Here is a 19,222-nt window from a genome sequence, read left to right on the forward strand (position 1 = left end):
AGCGAAGCGTAGGGGCCGGATGAATGGAGCGAGGATTTTTTGGTTCCTTTTTGATCCTTCAAAAAGGGACCCGCCGTAAGGGCGGAAAGGTGACTGTGCGTCGACATAGCAAATGAATGCGCTTACACCTATAAAAACCCGCTCCAAAACGCTTTGGCTTTGGCTTTTTAGAGCGTGTGTATTGAAAGCTGTATGCGCATTCATTCGCTGTGGCGACGCATAGTCACCTTTCCGCCCTTACGGCGGGTTACTTTGGTCGTGGCCAAAGTAACCAAAGCCGTGGCGCTCCATTCATCCGGCCCTCCGCTGCGCTCCGGGTTCCCTCACTCCGGCCTTGCTCCCGGGAGGACCGAGCTGCAGGGCCCATCCTGGGCCCCAGCGCTTGACGGGCTCCATGCCCGTCACCTCCCTGCGCAAGGCCTGCGTTCGGCCTCCTGAAGTCGCGAAGGTACGGGCGGCGCCTGAACTGGCGCAGCTGTCGCTAGCTGGGTATGGCGCTAGACTCTTGATCGGCAACGGCAACGGCAACGGCAACGGCAACGGCAACGGCAACGGCAACGGCAACGGCAACGGCACGGATGGGGCGCGGTGCGGGGCGATAGGCACGCCGCATCGCCACAATAGCGAACGGTGGTTGTTCTAAAACCTGCGAAGTAGGACAATTATCGGCTTCACGTCCCAACCAGCGACCTTGCATGGCCTTTCTTGCACTTGGTATCAACCATAAGACTGCCTCGGTAGACGTACGCGAGCGCGTGGCGTTTACGCCCGAGCAACTGGTCGACGCCCTGCAGCAGCTCTGCCGACTGACCGCCAGCCGCGAGGCGGCGATCCTGTCCACCTGCAACCGCAGCGAACTCTATATAGAGCAGGACCACCTCGCCGCCGACGCCGTGCTGCAATGGTTGGCCGACTATCACCAGCTGAGCCTCGACGAACTGCGCGCCAGCGCCTACGTCCATGAAGAGCACGATGCGGTCCGGCACATGATGCGCGTGGCCTCCGGCCTCGACTCGCTGGTACTCGGTGAACCGCAGATCCTCGGTCAGATGAAGTCGGCCTACGCCGTGGCCCGTGAGGCCGGCACCGTCGGGCCGCTGCTGGGTCGCCTGTTCCAGGCCACCTTCAGCGCCGCCAAGCAGGTGCGCACCGACACCGCCATCGGCGAGAACCCGGTCTCGGTGGCGTTCGCCGCGGTCAGTCTGGCCAGGCAGATCTTTTCCGACCTGGGCCGCAGCCAGGCGCTGCTGATCGGCGCCGGTGAGACCATCACCCTGGTCGCCCGCCACCTGCACGAGCAGGGCGTGCGTCGCATCGTCGTGGCCAACCGCACCCTCGAGCGCGCCAGCATTCTCGCCGAGCAGTTCGGCGCCCATGCCGTGCTGCTCTCGGATATCCCGCAGGAACTGGCCAACAGCGACATCGTCATCAGTTCCACCGCCAGCCAGTTGCCGATTCTCGGCAAGGGCGCGGTGGAAAGCGCGCTGAAGCAGCGCCGGCACAAGCCGATCTTCATGGTCGACATCGCCGTGCCGCGTGACATCGAGCCGCAGGTGGGCGAGTTGGACGACGTCTACCTCTATACCGTCGACGACCTGCACGAAGTGGTCGCGGAAAACCTCAAGAGCCGCCAGGGCGCGGCCCAGGCCGCCGAAGAGCTGGTCTCGGCCGGTGCCGACGACTTCATGGTGCGCCTGCGCGAGCTGGCGGCGGTGGATGTGCTCAAGGCCTACCGCCAGCAGAGCGAGCGCCTGCGCGACGAAGAACTGCAAAAGGCCCTGCGCCTGCTCGGCAACGGCGGCAACCCCGAGGACGTGCTCATGCAGCTGGCCCGGGGCCTGACCAACAAACTCCTGCACGCCCCCAGCGTGCAGTTGAAAAAGCTCTCTGCCGAAGGCCGCCTCGATGCGCTGGCCATGGCCCAGGAACTCTTCGCCCTCCACGAGGGCTCGACGGACAAATCCCCGCAATGAAAGCGTCGCTGCTGAACAAACTGGACACGCTCCAGGATCGCTTCGAGGAACTCACCGCGCTGCTCGGTGACGCCGAAGTCATTTCCGACCAGACGCGTTTTCGCGCCTACTCCCGCGAGTACGCCGAAGTCGAGCCGGTGATCGCCTGCTATCAAGGCTGGCGCAAGGTCCAGGACGACCTCGAAGGCGCCCAGGCGCTGCTCAAGGACGCCGACCCCGATCTGCGCGAGATGGCGGTCGAAGAAGTGCGGGAAGCGAAAGAGCAACTGGTGGGCCTGGAGTCGCAACTACAGCGCATGCTACTGCCCAAGGACCCCAACGACGGGCGCAACGTGTTCCTCGAGATCCGCGCCGGCACCGGCGGCGACGAGGCGGCGATCTTCTCCGGCGACCTGTTCCGCATGTACTCGCGCTACGCCGAGAAACGCGGCTGGCGCCTGGAGATCCTCTCCGAGAACGAAGGCGAGCACGGCGGCTACAAGGAGATCATCGCCCGGGTCGAAGGCGACAGCGTGTATGGCAAGCTGAAGTTCGAGTCCGGCGCGCACCGCGTGCAGCGCGTGCCCGAGACCGAATCCCAGGGTCGTATCCACACCTCGGCCTGCACCGTGGCGGTACTGCCCGAGCCAGACGAGCAGGTGGCCATCGAGATCAACCCCGCCGATCTGCGCGTGGACACCTACCGCGCCTCTGGCGCCGGCGGCCAGCACGTCAACAAGACCGACTCGGCGATCCGCATCACCCACTTGCCCACCGGCATCGTGGTCGAGTGCCAGGAAGAGCGTTCGCAGCACAAGAACCGTGCCCGCGCCATGTCCTGGCTGTCGGCCAAGCTGAACGACATGCAGACCAGCGCCGCGCAGAACGCCATCGCCAGCGAGCGCAAGCTGCTGGTGGGTTCGGGTGACCGCTCCGAGCGCATCCGCACCTACAACTATCCACAGGGCCGGGTCACCGACCACCGTATCAACCTTACTCTCTATTCCCTGGACGATATCCTCGCCGGTGGCGTGGAGGCCGTGATCGAGCCGTTGCTGGCCGAATACCAGGCCGATCAACTGGCCGCCCTGGGGGATTGAATGACCATCATCGCCAGCCTGCTGCGCAACGCGCAGTTGCCGGACTCGCCGACCGAGCGGCTGGACGCCGAGTTGCTCCTCGCCGCGGCCATGGGCAAGTCGCGCAGCTTCCTGCACACCTGGCCCGAGCGCATTGTCAGCAGCGAGGCGGCGCAGGTGTTCGCCGACTACCTCGAGCGGCGTCGCGCCGGTGAGCCGGTGGCCTATATCCTCGGCCAACAGGGGTTCTGGAAACTGGACCTGGAAGTCGCGCCACACACGCTGATTCCGCGCCCGGACACCGAGCTGCTGGTGGAAACCGCGCTCGAACTCGTGCCGCCCACGCCTGCCCGGGTCCTCGACCTGGGCACCGGCACCGGGGCCATCGCCCTGGCCCTGGCCAATGAGTGCCCAGGGTGGCAGGTCACGGCGGTGGACCGCATCGACGAGGCCGTGGCCTTGGCCGAGCGCAACCGCGAGCGCCTGGGCCTGGGCAATGTCCAGGTGCGCGCCAGCCACTGGTTCGATGCCCTTGTGGGTGAGCGTTTCGACATGATTCTCAGCAACCCGCCCTATATCCGCGCCGCCGATCCGCACCTGGTGGCTGGCGACGTGCGTTTCGAACCCAGCAGTGCCCTGGTGGCCGGCGAAGACGGGCTGGACGACCTGCGGGTGATCGTCGCCCAGGCCCCGGCACACCTGCAGCCCGGTGGTTGGCTGCTGCTCGAGCACGGCTATGACCAGGCGCCTGCTGTACGCGACCTGTTGGCAGCGGCGGGCTTCATCGATGTCGCCAGCCGTGTCGACCTGGGCGGTCACGAACGTATCAGCCTGGGGCGCCGGCCATGCTGAGCGACCAGGAGCTGTTGCGTTACAGCCGACAGATCCTCCTGTCGCAGGTGGATATCGACGGCCAGTTGCGCCTGAAACACGGCAAGGCCCTGGTCATCGGCCTCGGCGGGCTGGGCTCGCCGGTGGCGCTGTACCTTGCCGCGGCAGGTGTCGGCGGGCTGCATCTGGCCGATTTCGACACCGTCGACCTGACCAACCTGCAACGCCAGGTGATCCACGACAGCGACAGTGTCGGCATGAGCAAGGTCGATTCGGCCATCAAGCGTTTGCAGGCGATCAACCCGGAAATCAGCCTGGTCGCCCATCGCCAGGCATTGGATGAGGATTTGCTGGCCGCTGCAGTGGTGGCGGTCGATGTGGTGCTCGACTGCTCCGACAACTTCGGCACCCGCGAGGCGGTCAACGCTGCCTGCGTGGTTGCGGGCAAACCGTTGGTCAGCGGCGCGGCGATCCGCCTCGAGGGCCAGTTGTCGGTGTTCGACACCCGCCGCGACACCAGCCCCTGCTACCACTGCCTGTATGGCCATGGCAGCGAGGCCGAGCTGACCTGCAGCGAGGCCGGGGTAATCGGCCCGCTGGTGGGGCTGGTCGGCAGCCTGCAGGCACTGGAAGCGCTGAAGTTGCTGGCCGGTTTCGGCGAGCCGCTGATCGGCCGCCTGCTGCTGATCGACGCCCTGAGCACCCGAATGCGCGAATTGCGGGTCAAGCGCGACCCCGCCTGTGCCGTGTGTGGCAGTCGCCATGGCTGAGCGTTCGGCGCCGGTGGGCGTGATGGATTCCGGTGTCGGCGGGTTGTCGGTACTGGCCGAGATCCAGCGCCTGCTGCCCAACGAGTCGCTGCTCTACCTGGCCGACAGCGGCCATGTGCCCTATGGCGAGAAGTCCCCGGACTACATCCGCCAGCGTCTGCGGCTGATCGCCAGGTTCTACCATGAGCAGGGCGCCAAGGCATTGGTCCTGGCCTGCAACACGGCCACGGTGGCGGCGGTGGCTGACCTGCGCGAGCTTTACCCGGACTGGCCGTTGGTGGGGATGGAGCCGGCGGTCAAGCCGGCGGCCGCGGCAACCCGTTCCGGCGTGGTCGGCGTGCTGGCCACCACCGGTACCCTGCAAAGCGCCAAGTTCGCCGCCTTGCTCGATCGCTTCGCCAATGACGTGCGGGTGATCACCCAACCTTGCCCTGGGCTGGTCGAGCGTATCGAGGCGGGGGACCTGGTCAGCGAGCAACTGCGCCAGTTGCTGTCGGGCTATGTGAGGCCGTTGCTGGCGGCCGGCTGCGACACCCTGATCCTGGGTTGCACCCACTATCCGTTCCTGCGGCCCATGCTGGCCGAGATGGTGCCGGCGGATGTGGCGATCATCGACACCGGTGCTGCCGTGGCGCGCCAACTGCAACGTCTGCTGGATGCTCGCGGGCTGCTCGGCGACGGGCCGGCGCAGCCGACGGCGTTCTGGAGCAGTGGCGAGCCAGGCAACCTGCAGAAAGTCCTGCCGCTGTTGTGGAACCAGTCCGCCAGCGTGCAGCGCTTCCTGCCTTGAAGCCTGCAGTCAGCTGCTCTTCGGCAGTGGCCACAGTTCGCCTGGGTTGAGCACCTCCAGTACCAGCTCGGGTTGGCGCTGATCCAGGCGTGCCAGCAACTCCTGCGCCGCGCTTTGCGCCGTCCAGGGCTCCGGAATGGCCTGCACCGAGCTCACCGGGTTTTTCAGCGATTGAGGCGCCACCACGGTCAGGTCGATGCCCAGCGCGTGCAAGGTGTTGCGTTGCTCGCTCAACCACTTCGGCAGGCTGTTGCCGCCACTGAGCGGCTGGTTCGGCTCGAACAGCTGCAACGCCGAGTAGCGGCTGAGGATGGCCATGACCTGTGGTTTCACGCCCTTGACCAGCAGCGGCAGGGCACCGGCCAGGCACTCCTGCGTGGCCAGCAGGTTGCTGCTGATGATCTGCTCGAACACCTCCCCATCCGCTACAGCATCTGGCAGGTAGTCGCAGGTGCCGGCGTTGATGATCAGGCTGTCGAGTGCGCCCCATTTCGCCAGAAGCCGTTGGCTGGCTTCCGGCAAGGGAGCGGGAAGTCGCAGCAGGCGTGCGCCGTGCTGTCGGCCCAGTGTGTCCAGTTCCTGGCTATCCCTGCCACTGGCGGCAACCTGATGCCCCGATGCGAGCAACTGTCCCACCAACGCCAGCCCAACTCCGTGGCTGGCTCCTGTGACCCAGAAACGACGTGTCATGCGTTATGCCCTCTGATCCTGCCAGTTTGACAAGCCTTTGAAGGCTTCCAGTGCTCTTTGGCGACTGCTATCGAGGTCGACTATCGGGCTCAAGTAACTAGTAGCAAATAGATCCGTGGATTTTACCGGTTGATGGATCGATCGATCATCTTTTTCTTCCAACTCAGGCAACCAATGACGTATGAAGGTTCCCTTGGGGTCGAAACGCTGCGATTGGGTAACGGGGTTGAAGATTCGGAAATAGGGTACCGCATCGGTACCGGTCGAGGCGCTCCATTGCCAGCCACCGTTGTTGGCGGCCAAGTCACCGTCTATCAGGTGGCGCATGAAATGCCGCTCGCCATGTCGCCAGTCGATCAGCAGGTTCTTGCTGAGGAACATGGCGACGATCATGCGCAGGCGGTTGTGCATCCAGCCAGTGTGCAGCAGCTGGCGCATGGCGGCATCGATGAGGGGGAAACCGGTTCGACCCTCTTTCCAGGCCTGCAGGTCGGCGGGTGCGTCGCGCCAGGGCAATGCTTCTGTCTGCGGGCGGAAGGCGCGGTGCCGGGAGACCCGGGGGTAGCCCACCAGGGTGTGCTTGTAGAACTCGCGCCACAGCAGCTCGTTGACCCAGGTCTGTACGCCGACGCTGCCGCTGTCGAATTCCCCTCGGTTGCTGGCCAGTGCCGCGTGCAGGCACTGGCGCGGCGAGACTACGCCGGCGGCAAGGTAGGGAGACAGCCGGCTGGTGCCAGCCTTGGCAGGCAGGTCGCGCAGTTGTGCGTAGTCGTCGATGGTTTCATCGACAAAGCGCTGTAGCCGCCGCCTGCCCTCATCCTCGCCTGCCGGCCAGTGCTGGCGCAGGGTATCGGAAGGAGGCTCGAAACCTTCGATCTGCAGAGGGATGGCGTCGCTGGAGATCCCGAGGGCCTGCTGTGCTTGTACCGGTTGAGCCAGCGGCGGGAGGCCGCGGTGCAGATGCTCCAGGCAGACACGCTTGAACTGGCTGAATACCTGGAAGTACTGGCCGGTGCGGGTCAGCACGCTGCCGGGCCTGAACAGCAGTTGGTCGAGGTGGCCGATGGCGGTGATTCCGGCTTGCTGCAAGGTTTCACGGGTGGCCTGGTCCCGGCGGGCCTCGTTGAGGCCGTATTCGTCGTTCCAGTGTACGGTCTCGATGCCGTGTTGGCAGCAGACCTCGAGCACGCATTCGGGGACATCCGCCCAGGTGTCGGTGGTGCGAATCAGCAGCGGAATGTTCAGCGCCGCCAGTGATTGTTGCAGCAACCGCAGGTTGCGCAGCCAGAAATCGACCTTGCACGGCGCGTCGTCGTGGGCCAGCCACTGGCTGGGGCTGGCAATCCAGAGTGCCAGGGTCGGGCCACGCTGGCAGGCGGCTGCGAGGGCGGTGTTGTCGTCTATGCGCAGGTCGCTGCGCAGCCAGATCAGTTGCATGGGTTGCAGACTCACGGTCGGGGTTGCTGAAGGCGGCGCAAGGCGGATTGCGGGCTGTCGAACAGGTGCAGGTCAGTCAACGACAGTGCGTGCAATTGCGCCTCATGGAGAGGGGCTGTGCTACCACCCAGGAGTTTCATCGTGTTGACGTCCTGCAACGCTCGGCCCAACCCGGCGAGGTCGGGGCGACGGCCCAGGTGCAGCAGCAGCGCGCTTGGCTGCAGTTGCTCCGCGGCCAGGCGCAGTTGACCAGGCTCGACCGACCACTCGAGGATCTCCAGTGGGTAGCCATTGCTGCTCAGCAGCCACGCGCAAAGCCAGAACTCGGCATCGAAGGGGGAGTCTTCACATCGGGCGAGCAACACACAGGGACCGGCGAGCGAGTGGTTGTCGTGATAGACCCTCGCCCCCAGCTTGCTACGTAGCCAACCGTGAAAGAACACCTGTTCCAGTCGGGCGTCGAAATGCGTTTGCCAGCGCTGGTCGAGGGTTTCGAGCAGAGGCAGCAGCAGGCGTTCGCAGATGGTCACGGCGGGATAGAGCGCCATCACCTCGTTGATCAACTGGTCCAGTGGGCGTTGGGCAAGCCGGGCGATGGCAGCGATCAGCCGTTCGATGCGTTCGCCCCATTCGCCTTGGATCGGTGCGCTGGCATGCGCGGCATTGTCCAGCAACTCGCGCACCTGGCTCACGGCGGCGCCACGCTCCAGCCAGCGCAGCACGGCCTGGACGCGCTGCACCTGATCCTGTGGATAAAGACGATGCCCCTTGGGTGTGCGCTGCGGCGTGATCAAGCCGTAGCGGCGTTCCCAGGCGCGCAGGGTGACCGGGTTGACGCCGGTCAGGCGGGCCACTTCGCCGATGGGCAGCAAGGGGTCAGATGGCATTGCGCAGTCCGAGGTCTTCCGGATGGGGTTGCAGGTAGGCCTGTTGCAGCAGGTAGGGATCGGGATGACGGCGCAGGTGGTGCTTGAGCAGGGTCAAGGGCACCACCAGAGGCACCACGCCTTTCTGGTACTGGCCGATGACCTGTTGCAGCTCGGCCTTGTCCGCCTGGCCGAGGTCGTTGCGCAGGTAGCCGCTCAGGTGCTGAAGCACGTTGCCGTGGGTGCCGCGGCTTGCGCAGCGGCGAAGCGCCTGCATCAGCTGGCTGAAGTAGCGCGGACCGAGCTGCGCCGGATCATCGTCGCGGCTCATGCTGCCGAGCAGGCGCCCAAGGCCGCGGTACGCCTGGGGATTGTGCGCCATCAGCAGGTACTTGTAGCGGGCATGGAAACGGATCAGCGCGCCGCGACTCAGGCCCTGGCGCAGCAGTTGGCGCCAGTCGGCGTAGGCGTAGACGCGGGCGATGAAGTTTTCCCGCAGCACCGGATCGTGCAGCCGTCCTTCCTCTTCGACCGGCAGGTCCGGGCGCCGCTCGCAGAATGCCGCGGCGTAGGCGCCCCGGCCACTCTGGTGGGCCGGGCGACCGTCCTCCTGGTAGACCTTGACCCGTTCAAGGCCGCAGGACGGTGACTTTTGCATGAAGATGTAGCCGCAGATATCGTCGAGTTCGTCGGCCATCTGCGCGCCGTAGGCACGCAACGGGCCGGCGAAATCGGTGACGTTGTTGCGCGTACCGGTGACAGCCGGGTGCTCGGGATCGCCCACCAGGCGAATGGGTTCCCGGGGCGTGCCCAGGCCAATGGCGACCTCGGGGCAAAGTGGGACCCAGTCGAAATGCTGGTCGAGCACTTCGAGACAGAGGCTGGAGGCTTTGTGGCCGGCATTGTAGCGTACGTTCAGGCCGGTCAGGCAGGCGCTGATGGCCAGTCGTGGCTTGCCGCTGGGCGGGAAAGCGTTCATCGCGGTCTCCGGAATGACTTGTACAGGCTGCACGGTTTGTACAAGTCTATTCCAGCACAGATGAAAACTTATACAAGAATATTTTTTTGTATAAATTTCCTGCCGATTATTCCAGATGCTCCAGCAGGCGTCGGGCGGCTTCCTGGCCGCTGAGCCACGCCCCTTCGACCCGACCGGACAGGCACCAGTCGCCACAGGCATACAGGCCCAGGTCGGCATCGGCCAGCGTGCCCCACTCATGATTGACGGCAGGGCGGGCGTACAGCCAGCGGTGGGCAAGCGCAAAGGTCGGTGCGGGGACGACGCAGCCGACCAGCTCGGCAAATTCTCCCCACAACTGCTCGATCACTTCTTCCCTGGGCAGGTCGATGTGCTGTTTGCTCCAGTTGGAGGTGGCATGCAGCACCCAGGTGTCGAGGTGCTCGTCACGGCCCGGTTTACTGCGGTTGCGCGCCAGCCAGTCGAGTGGGCTGTCTTGCACGAAGCAGCCCTGCATGGGGGTTTCCAGGGGTGTCTGGAAGCCCAGGGCAATGGCCCAGGTCGGTTCCATCTGCACCCCGGCGGCAACCGCCGCGAGTTTGGGGGCGGCGGCCAGCAACGGGGTGGCCTGGGGCGCCGGCACGGCGATCACCACCTGGCTGAACGGCCCATGGCTGCAGCCTTCGGTGTCCTGCAAGTGCCAGTATTGCTTGCCGCGGAACACCTCGGCGATGCGGCAGCCGAAGTTCACCGTGACATCCTTGAGCAGGCCGCGAGTGATGGCGCTCATGCGCGGCACGCCGACCCAGCGGGTTTGTTCGTCGGGGGAGGGGGTCAGTTCGCCATCGCGGTAGTTGTACAGCTGCGGTTTCCACTGCGCAGCCCAGCCATTGGCCACCCATTGCTGGACCTGCTCGACGAATCGCCGGTCGCGGGCGGTGAAGTACTGGGCGCCGAGGTCAAGGGCGCCGGCATCGCTGCGCTTGCTGGCCATGCGTCCGCCGCTGCCGTGGCCCTTGTCGAACAAATGAACGGTCTGTCCGGCCTTTTGCAGGGCCTGGGCGGCGGACAAGCCGGCGATTCCGGCACCGATGATGGCAATAGGTACTGTCATGATGGCCTCTTCGAACCTCGCTATACGCAGCCTACGCTGCCAGACAAACCTGTACAATGCACAATGTTTGTATAAGGTTATTCCGCTCGATGGGCAGGTTGGCCTATGTTTATCCGAGAGCGTTCGGTCAAAAAAGTGCCTTGATCTTAAAAATAGACCACGGCCGCCCAGTGTGAGGACACAGCCATGCATATATTGCTGACCGGCGGTACCGGCCTGATCGGCCAACACCTGTGCCAGGTGTGGCGCCAGCAAGGGCATCGCCTGACGGTCTGGAGCCGGCGCCCTGAACAGGTGGCGAAAATCTGTGGCACCGGCGTGCGCGGCATCGCCCGGCTGGAGGACATTGCCGATGACGACGAGGTCGACGCGCTGGTCAACCTGGCCGGCGCGCCGATCGCTGACCGGCCCTGGACCGCTGCACGGCGCAATCTGCTCTGGGCCAGCCGGGTGACCCTCACCGAGCAGTTGCTGGCCTGGCTGGAGCGCCGTGAGCGTCGCCCGCAGGTGCTGATCTCCGGCTCGGCGGTGGGCTGGTACGGTGACGGTGGCGAGCGTGAGCTCACCGAGGCTTCGCCGCCGGTGAAAGAGGACTTCGCCAGCCAGCTGTGCATCGCCTGGGAGGAAACCGCCCAGCGTGCCGAGGCCCTGGGCATCCGCGTGGTGCTGGTACGCACCGGCCTGGTACTGGCCGCCGATGGCGGCTTTTTGTCGCGCCTGCGCCTGCCATACAAACTGGGCCTGGGCGGGCCGCTGGGCGATGGTCGGCAGTGGATGCCCTGGGTGCATATCGACGACCAAATCGGCCTGATTGATTTTCTCTTGCAGCACAACGAAGCCAGCGGTCCCTATAATGCCTGCGCGCCGGAGCCGGTGCGCAACCGCGAGTTTGCCAAGCGCCTGGGGCGCACCCTGCATCGCCCAGCGTTCATGCCGATGCCTGCACTGTTGCTCAAGGCCGGGCTCGGCGAGCTGTCGACGCTGCTGCTCGGGGGCCAGCGCGCCCGTCCGGTGCGTTTGCTGGCGGCGGGCTTCACGTTCCGTTTCAACGATCTGCAATCGGCCCTGGACAACCTGTCCAGCCGCCTCTGACATAGGACGCTGCATGACTGATCACGCCCTGCTGCTGGTCAACCTGGGTTCGCCGGCCTCCACCTCGGTGGCCGACGTGCGCCGTTACCTCAACCAGTTCCTCATGGACCCGTACGTGATCGATCTGCCCTGGCTGGTGCGGCGGTTGCTGGTGTCGCTGATCCTGATCAAGCGCCCCGAGCAGTCGGCCCATGCCTACGCCTCGATCTGGTGGGACGAGGGCTCGCCGCTGGTGGTGCTGACCCGCCGTCTGCAGCAGGCGATGATCGCCCATTGGCCCCATGGGCCGGTGGAGATCGCCATGCGCTACGGACAACCGGCGCTGCCGGAGGTCCTGGAGCGCCTGGCCGCGCAAGGTGTGCGCAAGGTGACGCTGGCGCCGCTTTATCCACAGTTCGCCGACAGCACCGTGACCACGGTCGTGGAGTTGGCGAAGCAGACCATCGCCGAGCGCAAGCTGCCCCTGCAGACCCGCATTCTGCAGCCGTTCTACGACCACCCGGACTACATCGATGCCCTGGTGGCCAGTGCCCGCCCGTACCTGGAACAGGATTATGATCACCTGCTGCTGAGCTTCCACGGTTTGCCCGAGCGGCACTTGAAGAAGCTCGATCCCACCGGCAACCACGACTTCCAGGCCGCCGACTGCTGCAAGGACGCCAGCGCCGAGATGCGTGCGGTGTGCTATCGCGGCCAGTGCCTGGCCACGGCCAGGGCGTTCGCGCAGAAGATGGGCATCCCGGAAGGCAAGTGGTCGGTGTCGTTCCAGTCGCGCCTGGGCCGGGCAAAGTGGATCGAGCCCTACACCGAGACGCGCCTGGATGAGCTGGGCAAGGCGGGTGTGAAGAAGCTGCTGGTTATGTGCCCGGCGTTCGTCGCCGATTGCATCGAGACGCTGGAGGAAATTGGCGATCGGGGCAAGGAGCAGTTCATCGAGGCGGGCGGGAAGGAGCTGGTGCTGGTGCCGTGCCTGAATGATCACCCGGAGTGGGTGAGGGTGTTGGCGGGGATGTGCGAAAAGGCCTGAGAAACTCGCCTGGCTTTGAATCCTGGGACTGCAAAGCAGCCCCAGGATTTCAAGAAAAACTCAAGGCAACTGGTCATCCAGTTTCTTGTTCTTCCAGCCATCGTTGCCCGGCAGGATCAGGTTCAGGGCAATGGCCACCACGGCGCACAAGGCGATGCCCTTCAGGCCCCAATCGTCCGGGCCGTCGCCGCTGCCGATCAGCACGCCGCCGATGCCGAACACCAGGGTCACCGAAACGATCACCAGGTTGCGCGCCTCGGCCAGGTCGATCTTGTGGCGGATCATGGTGTTCATGCCCACCGCCGCGATCGAGCCGAACAGCAGGCAGAGAATGCCGCCCATCACCGGTACCGGAATGCTCTGCAGCAGCGCGCCGAACTTGCCAATGAAGGCCAGGGTGATGGCGAATACCGCCGCCCAGGTCATGATCTTCGGGTTGTAGTTCTTGGTCAGCATCACCGCGCCGGTCACTTCGGCGTAGGTGGTGTTGGGCGGGCCGCCGAACAGGCCGGCGGCGGTGGTGGCCAGGCCGTCACCCAGCAGCGTGCGGTGCAGGCCGGGCTTTTTCAGGTAGTCGCGGCCGGTCACGCTGCCCACCGCGATCACACCGCCAATGTGTTCGATCGCCGGGGCCAGGGCCACTGGGACGATGAACAGGATGGCCTGCCAGTTGAAGGCCGGCGCGGTGAAGTTGGGCAGCTCCAGCCAGGGGGCCGCAGCGATCTTGGCGGTGTCGACCACGCCGAAGGCGAACGACAGGGCGAAGCCCACCAGCACGCCGGCGATGATCGGCACCAGGCGGAAGATGCCCTTGCCGAACACGGCCACGATCAGGGTGGTCAACAGCGCCGGCATGGAGATCATCATGGCAGTCTTGTACGGCAGCAGCACGCTGCCGTCGCCGGCCTTGCCCATCGCCATGTTGGCGGCGATCGGCGCCATGGCCAGGCCGATGGAGATGATCACCGGGCCGATCACCACCGGCGGCAGCATGCGGTCGATGAAACCGGTGCCCTTGATCTTCACCATCAGGCCCATGAAGGTGTACACGAAGCCTGCCGCCATCACGCCGCCCATGGTCTCGGCCAGGCCGAACTGGCCCTTGGCGAGGATGATCGGAGTGATGAAGGCGAAGCTCGAGGCCAGGAACACCGGGACCTGGCGGCCCGTGACCATCTGGAACAGCAGGGTGCCGATGCCGGCGGTGAACAGCGCCACGTTCGGATCGAGGCCGGTGATCAGCGGCATCAGCACCAGCGCGCCGAATGCCACGAAGAGCATCTGCGCGCCCGAGACGACCTGACGCCAGAGCGGGTCGTTGAAGCCGTCCTGCATGATCAGGCGTCCTTCTGCTTGGTGCCGAAGATCTTGTCGCCGGCATCACCCAGGCCTGGGACGATGTAGCCGTGTTCGTTCAGGCGTTGGTCGATCGAGGCGGTGTAGATCTGCACGTCGGGGTGGGCTTTCTCCACCACGGCGATGCCTTCGGGGGCCGCGACCAGGACCATGGCACGGATTTCCTTGCAGCCGGCCTTTTTCAGCAGGTCGATGGTGGCGACCATCGAGCCGCCGGTGGCCAGCATCGGGTCGATGATCAGGGCCAGGCGCTGGTTGATGTCCGGCGCGAGTTTCTCGAGGTAGGTGTGGGCTTCGAGGGTTTCCTCGTTGCGGGCAACGCCCACGGCACTCACCTTGGCCCCAGGGACCAGGCTGAGCACGCCGTCGAGCATGCCGATGCCGGCGCGCAGGATCGGCACGACGGTGATCTTCTTGCCGGCGATTTTCTCGACTTGCACCTTGCCGCACCAGCCGTCGATCTCGTAGGTTTCGAGCGGCAGGTCCTGGGTGGCTTCATAGGTCAGCAGTGCACCGACTTCCTGGGCGAGTTCGCGAAAATTCTTGGTGCTGATATCGGCACGGCGCATCAGGCCGAGCTTGTGGCGGATCAGCGGATGGCGGATCTCACGAGTAGGCATAGGGGGAGGGCTCCGGGAGGCGGGCAAAAAAACCGCGCTAGATTAATCTATTCATTCCTTGATGTCGTGCAGTCATTGTGCACGTTAGTCCATAAAGGCTTGATCTGGGACGAGCGGATGCGTACCTTTGCCCGCTTTTCCAAAACGCACCCCCTGGAGAGCGCCATGTCCGCCGATCTCGAGCATATCCGTCAAGTGATGCGCGAGGCTGATTGCCTGTACAACGAAGCCGAGGTCGAGGCCGCCATCGCCGAGGTCGGCAAGCAGATCTGCCAGGACCTGCACGACAAGAACCCGGTGGTCTTCTGCGTGATGAACGGCGGCCTGATCTTCTCTGGCAAGCTGCTGACCCACCTGCAGTTCCCGCTGGAAGCCTCGTACCTGCATGCCACCCGCTACCGCAACACCACCAGCGGCGGCGAGCTGTTCTGGAAGGCCAAGCCGGAAGTGTCGTTCATCGACCGCGACGTGCTGATCGTCGACGACATCCTCGACGAGGGCCACACCCTCAGCGCCATCATCGAGTTCTGCAAGCACGCCGGCGCCCGTGCGGTGCATACCGCCGTGCTGATCGACAAGGACCACGACCGCAAGGCCAGTCCGGACCTGAAGGCCACCTACACCGGCCTGCCATGCATCGACCGCTACATCTTCGGCTACGGCATGGACTACAAGGGGTACTGGCGCAACGCCAACGGTATCTTCGCGGTCAAGGGGCTGTGATCATGCGCCAGCCTGCGTTCCTCGATCAGTCGTTGTTCGACGGGCTGGCGCAGAAGGCCAGCGAAGGGCCGCGTGGGCGTCAACACCACAACTTCCACCAGATGGATGAACCTTGCCATCGCATGGCAGTGGGATTGCAGCCGCACACCTACATTCCGCCGCACCGGCACCTGAGTGATGACAAGGCCGAGGCTCTGATCGTGCTCAAAGGGTGCCTGGGGCTGTTGATCTTTGATGATCAGGGTGAGGTGATCGACAAGCGTGTACTGCTGGCGGGCGGCGAGTGCCTGGGGGTCGACCTGGCGCCCGGGACCTACCACGGTTTGGTGGTGCTCGAGGCAGACAGCGTGATGTTCGAGTGCAAGGCCGGGCCGTACCGGCCTGTGGGCGAGGGAGAGCACGCTCACTGGGCGCCGCGTGAAGGCGAAGCGGGTGTTACCGAGTATCACGCCTGGATGCGCGCCCAGTTCGATTGAGCTCGCTCTCTCATCGCGGGAGCGGCGGTTCGCCGCTGCGACTTGCCCCGCGACAGGGCCTGTGCGTAGAGTGCCTGCTCATGCCAAGGAGCCCCACATGCGTGCGATCGTCCCCCTCCTGCTGGCGGTGAGCCTGCCGCTTTCCGCTGCGCCGCTGCACAGCCAGTTCCTCCCGCCCGACGACCTCTCCCTGCGCCAGGAGGCTCCGGCCAGCCAGCAACTGCTGCAGGTCACCGACTACAGCGTGGTTGTGGGCACCCAGCGCCAGTCCGACCAGCAACCGATTCCGATCACTTCGTCCTTGCACATGCGCCTGAAGGGCAAGCCGTTGAGCAAGGGTTCTACCATCGCTCAGGTGTTGCTCAACTTCGACGGCGAAGGCGGCAAGAGCTTGAAAAAGCCGGCCTATGACGACAAGAGCCGGACCCTGACCCTCAACTACCCGATGGCCGACTACCGGGTGATCATGGACTTGCTGCGCAACGAAACCCTGTACGTGCAGTTCCTCACCTACGCCAATGGCCACATCTGGGCCGACCTGCACACCGGTACCGTACGTACGCGTTGAGGGCCGCAGGTTTCGGGGGGTAAACTGCCGGCCTTCGAAAATGTCCGTGATGGTCCAGTTGGAGTCGGCGATGCGTAAAGACAAGAAACAAGTGATTGGTGACGAGATCAGCGACGAGTACATCAAGACGTTCCTGCAGTTCGAGCCGGCCGATGGCCTGACCTCGCCGTCGCATCACAAGCTGATCAAGGGTTATCGTGGCCTGCGCATCGATGATTTCGAGCGCTATGTGGGCTTCTTCGTCGCGGCTGGTTATGACCTGGACGGCAAGGACGAGCACGGCAAGACCTTCGTCGAGGTGATCGCCGACCAGCGCAATGCGCCGGAGTACATCGAGATCATCGACAACGCCCGGAGCTGATAGAGGTCCAGGCACAAAAAAACGCCCCGAGGGGCGTTTTTTCGTTTTGGCCGGATCAGGCGTAATGCTTGGCCGGGCTGCTTTCCACCAGTTCCAGTGCCTCGTCGTTGTCGGCGCTGATCTTGTGGTACAGGGCGGCGTCGCTGGCCAGGACCTTCTCGCGGGCCGGGAAGATCTCCTTGAGCTTGGCGGCCCAGGCACCCTTGGCCTGCTCGGGGAAGCAGCGCTCGATCAGCTCGAGCATGATCGACACGGTCACCGAGGCGCCCGGGGAGGCGCCGAGCAGTGCGGCCAGGCTGCCGTCCTGGGCCGAGACCAGCTCGGTGCCGAACTGCAGGATGCCGCCTTTCTTCGGATCCTTCTTGATGATCTGCACACGCTGACCGGCCACTTCCAGGCGCCAGTCCTCGGCCTTGGCCTCGGGGTAGAAGCGGCGCAGCGATTCCAGGCGTTGTTCCATCGACTGCATCACTTCGCTCACCAGGTACTTGGTCAGGTCCATGTTGTCGCGGGCCACCGCCAGCATCGGGCCGATGTTGCCCATGCGCACCGACAGTGGCAGGTCCATGAGCGAACCGTGCTTGAGGAACTTGGTGGTGAAGCCGGCGTATGGGCCGAACAGCAGCGATTTCTTGCCATCGACCACGCGGGTGTCCAGGTGCGGGACCGACATCGGCGGGGCGCCTACTGCGGCCTGGCTGTAGACCTTGGCCTGGTGCTGCTTGACGATTTCCGGGTTGTCGCAGCGCAGCCACTGGCCGCTGACCGGGAAGCCACCGAAACCTTTGCTCTCCGGGATGCCGGACATCTGCAGCAACGGCAGGGCCGCGCCGCCGGCGCCGAGGAAGACGAAACGGGCGTCGACTTCGCGGCTGCCGCCGCTGTTGACGTCCTTGATGCTCACGGTCCAGCCGCTGCCGTTGCGACGCAGGCCGACGACCTTCTTGCTGTACTTGACCTGGGCGTCCGGGCTGTTGCCCAGTTGCTTGAGCAGCTTGTTGGTCAGGGCGCCGAAGTTGACGTCGGTACCCTTCATCACGCGGGTCGCGGCGATGCGTTGGTCCGCCGGACGGCCCGGCATCATCAGCGGCATCCAGTCATTCATCACGGCCTTGTCTTCGGTGTATTCCATCTCCGAGAAGGCGTGGTGCTGCTTGAGCAGCTCGAAGCGCTTCTTGAGGAAGTCGATACCCTTGTCACCCTCGACGTAGCTCAGGTGCGGAACCGGGTTGATGAAGGCACGTGGCGAGCCGAAGTTGCCCTTCCTGCTCAGGTACGCCCAGAACTGGCGCGAAACCTCGAACTGGGTATTGATGTGCACGGCTTTCTTGATGTCGATGCTGCCATCGGCAGCCTGCGGGGTGTAATTCAGCTCGCACAGGCCGGCATGGCCGGTACCGGCGTTGTTCCAAGGGTTGGAACTCTCTGCGGCCCCGGAGTCCATCGCCTCGATGACCTCAAGCTTCAGGGTCGGGTCGAGCTCCTTGAGCAGTACGGCCAGGGTGGCACTCATGATGCCCGCGCCTACCAGTACCACATCAACCGATTCGTTCTGCGCCATTAACGCGTCTCCACAATCTACAGCACCTAATTGACAGCATAGGATCCCTGGGGTGGCCAGGATCGCCATGTCCGACTCTTCGCAGTTCTTGCAACTTCCGCGGACACCGCCAATCAGTCTTGGGTGTTCGGCTATTGAACGCCCTTTGCCACGGGTGCGGCAATTCGACTTATGGTCAAGTGCTCCGTCGTGCGTTATGGACCGGCCTCAGAGGCTCATCGGGGATGAGCGTTTTTGCCGTCTGTTCAGGGCTGTTCGGGACACATCTGCCGCTCTTGCACATGCCAGACTGTTCATTTGCTCGCCACACTCTCGTGAAGTTGTGAAAAACCGTTTTTTCACGCTCTTTTGGAGTCGTGAACCTCAAAAGTGGACTGCGCGATGGCAACCCGCAGGTTCATGCGAAGCAGAAGGCCGGAAACAGCAGGCACGACAGCCAATGCAAGACCTGAGTGGAAGGCTCTCTGTGGGCGAAGCGTCGAGGGTGCCGGGGTCAAGCGGCGAATGCGGGGCCCGATCAGGAGACGTCCTTATAATCGGGGGGAGATTATAACGATGTCGCGGGCGGAAAGGGCGTACTTGTTGGGTTTTTATTGCAGCGTTTGTCAGGCCGACAGGGTGCGTTGCCGCCAATGCTGTGTTGCACGGGCGCAAACCCGGGCGTTGGCTGGCAGCGGACGGCCGAGCCAGGCCAGTTGCGCCTCGTTCACCTGCACCCAGCCGGCGTTGCCCGGTGGCGTGACACAGTGCTTGAACCCGAGGCAGATGCCTTCGCTGTCGAGGCGGGCGTAGGTGGCGTGGCGCGGGCGGTGGAAGAGCAGGGTCCAGAGCGAGGCCATGGCGGTCAGTCCTGTGTGTGAGGGCTGGCGCCAGAATAGCCGGGGGGCATGAAACGATTGTGACAGAAGGGCGGTTGCAAGCTTCCAGGGGCAAGCTACGAGGAAAAGCGCA

General features: G+C 64.4%; 21 protein-coding genes. 12 read left to right on the top strand and 9 right to left on the bottom strand.

Annotated features, from left to right (window positions below):
- Positions 1 to 394: 394 nt before the first annotated feature.
- From ACVWZ5_RS05485 to murI, 6 genes are read left to right on the top strand one after another with little or no spacing between them, the layout of a single operon-like run.
- Positions 395 to 643 carry a hypothetical protein gene (locus tag ACVWZ5_RS05485; protein ID WP_457340459.1) on the top strand — a complete coding sequence of 83 codons (249 nt, stop codon included), beginning with the start codon at positions 395 to 397 and terminating at the stop codon, positions 641 to 643.
- A 52-nt stretch (positions 644 to 695) separates the two neighbouring features.
- On the top strand, positions 696 to 1,973 hold the full coding sequence (hemA, locus tag ACVWZ5_RS05490; RefSeq protein ID WP_062572808.1) for a glutamyl-tRNA reductase: 1,278 nt from the start codon (positions 696 to 698) through the stop codon (positions 1,971 to 1,973).
- Positions 1,970 to 3,052: a peptide chain release factor 1 gene (prfA, locus tag ACVWZ5_RS05495; protein ID WP_028691144.1), complete on the top strand. Its 1,083-nt coding sequence runs from the start codon at positions 1,970 to 1,972 to the stop codon at positions 3,050 to 3,052. Before hemA ends, prfA begins: the two co-directional genes overlap by 4 nt.
- A complete protein-coding gene (gene prmC, locus ACVWZ5_RS05500) occupies positions 3,053 to 3,883 on the top strand; it encodes a peptide chain release factor N(5)-glutamine methyltransferase (RefSeq protein WP_301142956.1) in 831 nt (276 codons plus the stop codon).
- Positions 3,877 to 4,632 carry a molybdopterin-synthase adenylyltransferase MoeB gene (locus tag ACVWZ5_RS05505; RefSeq protein WP_084942936.1) on the top strand — a complete coding sequence of 252 codons (756 nt, stop codon included), beginning with the start codon at positions 3,877 to 3,879 and terminating at the stop codon, positions 4,630 to 4,632. The genes prmC and ACVWZ5_RS05505 overlap by 7 nt, the downstream gene beginning before the upstream one ends.
- Positions 4,625 to 5,422, top strand: a complete 798-nt coding sequence (murI, locus tag ACVWZ5_RS05510) for a glutamate racemase (RefSeq protein ID WP_062572812.1) — start codon at positions 4,625 to 4,627, stop codon at positions 5,420 to 5,422. Before ACVWZ5_RS05505 ends, murI begins: the two co-directional genes overlap by 8 nt.
- 9 nt (positions 5,423 to 5,431) lie before the next feature.
- Here murI and ACVWZ5_RS05515 read toward each other — a convergent pair whose 3' ends face one another.
- The 5 genes from ACVWZ5_RS05515 to ACVWZ5_RS05535 form a co-directional block, all read right to left on the bottom strand.
- Positions 5,432 to 6,112 (bottom strand): SDR family NAD(P)-dependent oxidoreductase, encoded by a 681-nt coding sequence (locus tag ACVWZ5_RS05515; protein WP_186599277.1) that lies wholly within the window; start codon positions 6,110 to 6,112, stop codon positions 5,432 to 5,434.
- A 3-nt stretch (positions 6,113 to 6,115) separates the two neighbouring features.
- Complete coding sequence (phrB, locus tag ACVWZ5_RS05520; protein WP_062572814.1) at positions 6,116 to 7,549, bottom strand: deoxyribodipyrimidine photo-lyase; 1,434 nt, start codon at positions 7,547 to 7,549, stop codon at positions 6,116 to 6,118.
- 11 nt (positions 7,550 to 7,560) lie between these two features.
- Entirely contained in the window at positions 7,561 to 8,436 is an 876-nt protein-coding gene (locus ACVWZ5_RS05525) for a MerR family transcriptional regulator (protein WP_062572815.1), read from the bottom strand.
- Positions 8,426 to 9,394, bottom strand: coding sequence for a DUF523 and DUF1722 domain-containing protein (locus tag ACVWZ5_RS05530; protein WP_062572816.1), 969 nt, complete (start codon positions 9,392 to 9,394; stop codon positions 8,426 to 8,428). The genes ACVWZ5_RS05525 and ACVWZ5_RS05530 overlap by 11 nt, the downstream gene beginning before the upstream one ends.
- Before the next feature lie 106 nt (positions 9,395 to 9,500).
- Positions 9,501 to 10,487, bottom strand: coding sequence for an NAD(P)/FAD-dependent oxidoreductase (locus ACVWZ5_RS05535; RefSeq protein ID WP_062572817.1), 987 nt, complete (start codon positions 10,485 to 10,487; stop codon positions 9,501 to 9,503).
- Positions 10,488 to 10,673: 186 nt separating this feature from the next.
- On the opposite strand from ACVWZ5_RS05535, the gene ACVWZ5_RS05540 reads away from it, so the two are divergent.
- Entirely contained in the window at positions 10,674 to 11,579 is a 906-nt protein-coding gene (locus tag ACVWZ5_RS05540; protein ID WP_062572818.1) for a TIGR01777 family oxidoreductase, read from the top strand.
- Positions 11,580 to 11,592: 13 nt separating this feature from the next.
- Entirely contained in the window at positions 11,593 to 12,606 is a 1,014-nt protein-coding gene (gene hemH, locus ACVWZ5_RS05545) for a ferrochelatase (protein WP_457340460.1), read from the top strand.
- A gap of 60 nt (positions 12,607 to 12,666) precedes the next feature.
- Here the strand turns inward: hemH and ACVWZ5_RS05550 are convergent, their stop codons facing one another.
- Entirely contained in the window at positions 12,667 to 13,941 is a 1,275-nt protein-coding gene (locus ACVWZ5_RS05550; protein ID WP_457340461.1) for a uracil-xanthine permease family protein, read from the bottom strand.
- Positions 13,942 to 13,943: 2 nt separating this feature from the next.
- Complete coding sequence (upp, locus tag ACVWZ5_RS05555) at positions 13,944 to 14,582, bottom strand: uracil phosphoribosyltransferase (RefSeq protein WP_028691132.1); 639 nt, start codon at positions 14,580 to 14,582, stop codon at positions 13,944 to 13,946.
- Between the two features lie 165 nt (positions 14,583 to 14,747).
- Here upp and ACVWZ5_RS05560 point away from each other — a divergent pair, with 165 nt between their 5' ends.
- The 4 genes from ACVWZ5_RS05560 to ACVWZ5_RS05575 all read left to right on the top strand — a co-directional run bounded on the left by ACVWZ5_RS05560 (position 14,748) and on the right by ACVWZ5_RS05575 (position 16,710).
- Positions 14,748 to 15,305: a hypoxanthine-guanine phosphoribosyltransferase gene (locus tag ACVWZ5_RS05560; RefSeq protein WP_062364638.1), complete on the top strand. Its 558-nt coding sequence runs from the start codon at positions 14,748 to 14,750 to the stop codon at positions 15,303 to 15,305.
- Between the two features lie 2 nt (positions 15,306 to 15,307).
- Positions 15,308 to 15,781: a WbuC family cupin fold metalloprotein gene (locus tag ACVWZ5_RS05565; protein WP_062572820.1), complete on the top strand. Its 474-nt coding sequence runs from the start codon at positions 15,308 to 15,310 to the stop codon at positions 15,779 to 15,781.
- Between the two features lie 97 nt (positions 15,782 to 15,878).
- On the top strand, positions 15,879 to 16,349 hold the full coding sequence (locus tag ACVWZ5_RS05570) for a hypothetical protein (RefSeq protein WP_062572821.1): 471 nt from the start codon (positions 15,879 to 15,881) through the stop codon (positions 16,347 to 16,349).
- Positions 16,350 to 16,419: 70 nt separating this feature from the next.
- The gene (locus ACVWZ5_RS05575) at positions 16,420 to 16,710 is read left to right on the top strand and encodes a PA4642 family protein (RefSeq protein ID WP_062572822.1); all 291 of its coding nucleotides are present in this window, start codon (positions 16,420 to 16,422) and stop codon (positions 16,708 to 16,710) included.
- Between the two features lie 55 nt (positions 16,711 to 16,765).
- Here the strand turns inward: ACVWZ5_RS05575 and mqo are convergent, their stop codons facing one another.
- Together mqo and ACVWZ5_RS05585 are read right to left on the bottom strand one after the other, a co-directional pair.
- Positions 16,766 to 18,271, bottom strand: coding sequence for a malate dehydrogenase (quinone) (mqo, locus tag ACVWZ5_RS05580; protein ID WP_062572823.1), 1,506 nt, complete (start codon positions 18,269 to 18,271; stop codon positions 16,766 to 16,768).
- 605 nt (positions 18,272 to 18,876) lie between these two features.
- Positions 18,877 to 19,110, bottom strand: coding sequence for a hypothetical protein (locus ACVWZ5_RS05585; protein ID WP_062572824.1), 234 nt, complete (start codon positions 19,108 to 19,110; stop codon positions 18,877 to 18,879).
- Between the last annotated feature and the right edge of the window lie 112 nt (positions 19,111 to 19,222).

The organism is Pseudomonas sp. TE6283 (assembly GCF_054060555.1).

What these genes read in the sequence shown, in the direction of transcription:
- prmC (WP_301142956.1), top strand. Translation starts at nt 3,053, where the DNA reads ATGACCATCATCGCCAGCCTGCTGCGCAACGCGCAGTTGCCGGACTCG.
- mqo (WP_062572823.1), bottom strand. Translation starts at nt 18,271, where the DNA reads ATGGCGCAGAACGAATCGGTTGATGTGGTACTGGTAGGCGCGGGCATC.
- ACVWZ5_RS05550 (WP_457340461.1), bottom strand. Translation starts at nt 13,941, where the DNA reads ATGCAGGACGGCTTCAACGACCCGCTCTGGCGTCAGGTCGTCTCGGGC.
- upp (WP_028691132.1), bottom strand. Translation starts at nt 14,582, where the DNA reads ATGCCTACTCGTGAGATCCGCCATCCGCTGATCCGCCACAAGCTCGGC.
- ACVWZ5_RS05515 (WP_186599277.1), bottom strand. Translation starts at nt 6,112, where the DNA reads ATGACACGTCGTTTCTGGGTCACAGGAGCCAGCCACGGAGTTGGGCTG.
- hemH (WP_457340460.1), top strand. Translation starts at nt 11,593, where the DNA reads ATGACTGATCACGCCCTGCTGCTGGTCAACCTGGGTTCGCCGGCCTCC.
- ACVWZ5_RS05570 (WP_062572821.1), top strand. Translation starts at nt 15,879, where the DNA reads ATGCGTGCGATCGTCCCCCTCCTGCTGGCGGTGAGCCTGCCGCTTTCC.
- ACVWZ5_RS05485 (WP_457340459.1), top strand. Translation starts at nt 395, where the DNA reads ATGCCCGTCACCTCCCTGCGCAAGGCCTGCGTTCGGCCTCCTGAAGTC.
- ACVWZ5_RS05585 (WP_062572824.1), bottom strand. Translation starts at nt 19,110, where the DNA reads ATGGCCTCGCTCTGGACCCTGCTCTTCCACCGCCCGCGCCACGCCACC.
- ACVWZ5_RS05535 (WP_062572817.1), bottom strand. Translation starts at nt 10,487, where the DNA reads ATGACAGTACCTATTGCCATCATCGGTGCCGGAATCGCCGGCTTGTCC.
- phrB (WP_062572814.1), bottom strand. Translation starts at nt 7,549, where the DNA reads ATGCAACTGATCTGGCTGCGCAGCGACCTGCGCATAGACGACAACACC.
- ACVWZ5_RS05505 (WP_084942936.1), top strand. Translation starts at nt 3,877, where the DNA reads ATGCTGAGCGACCAGGAGCTGTTGCGTTACAGCCGACAGATCCTCCTG.
- ACVWZ5_RS05565 (WP_062572820.1), top strand. Translation starts at nt 15,308, where the DNA reads ATGCGCCAGCCTGCGTTCCTCGATCAGTCGTTGTTCGACGGGCTGGCG.
- murI (WP_062572812.1), top strand. Translation starts at nt 4,625, where the DNA reads ATGGCTGAGCGTTCGGCGCCGGTGGGCGTGATGGATTCCGGTGTCGGC.
- ACVWZ5_RS05530 (WP_062572816.1), bottom strand. Translation starts at nt 9,394, where the DNA reads ATGAACGCTTTCCCGCCCAGCGGCAAGCCACGACTGGCCATCAGCGCC.
- hemA (WP_062572808.1), top strand. Translation starts at nt 696, where the DNA reads ATGGCCTTTCTTGCACTTGGTATCAACCATAAGACTGCCTCGGTAGAC.
- ACVWZ5_RS05540 (WP_062572818.1), top strand. Translation starts at nt 10,674, where the DNA reads ATGCATATATTGCTGACCGGCGGTACCGGCCTGATCGGCCAACACCTG.
- ACVWZ5_RS05525 (WP_062572815.1), bottom strand. Translation starts at nt 8,436, where the DNA reads ATGCCATCTGACCCCTTGCTGCCCATCGGCGAAGTGGCCCGCCTGACC.
- prfA (WP_028691144.1), top strand. Translation starts at nt 1,970, where the DNA reads ATGAAAGCGTCGCTGCTGAACAAACTGGACACGCTCCAGGATCGCTTC.
- ACVWZ5_RS05560 (WP_062364638.1), top strand. Translation starts at nt 14,748, where the DNA reads ATGTCCGCCGATCTCGAGCATATCCGTCAAGTGATGCGCGAGGCTGAT.
- ACVWZ5_RS05575 (WP_062572822.1), top strand. Translation starts at nt 16,420, where the DNA reads ATGCGTAAAGACAAGAAACAAGTGATTGGTGACGAGATCAGCGACGAG.